Consider the following 206-nt stretch of genomic DNA (forward strand, 5'->3'; position numbering starts at 1 on the left):
TTTTGATACCATGCAATCGGGTTTTGGTCATTGTTTGTTAATGGAATGGAAATATCAATTGGTTTTGATAGGTCTATTTGTATGTTGTTGATGGTTGCTTTCATAATTTAACCACAAAGGTCACAAGGTTTTTCACTAAGTCCACAAAGCTTTGTGTTTCATTGTGCTTTCTTTGTGTTCTTAGTGGTTAATAATCAATCCAAATT

1 pseudogene is annotated in these 206 nt (G+C 32.5%); it reads right to left on the bottom strand.

What is annotated here, in order from left to right:
• Window positions 1-104 (bottom strand): annotated as a pseudogene (locus GFJ99_RS13850) (cyclase family protein); the annotation flags it as partial.
• Between the last annotated feature and the right edge of the window lie 102 nt (window positions 105-206).

Source organism: Flavobacterium sp. LMO6, assembly GCF_009495795.1.
In the GTDB taxonomy this organism is placed as follows: Bacteria; Bacteroidota; Bacteroidia; order Flavobacteriales; family Flavobacteriaceae; genus Flavobacterium.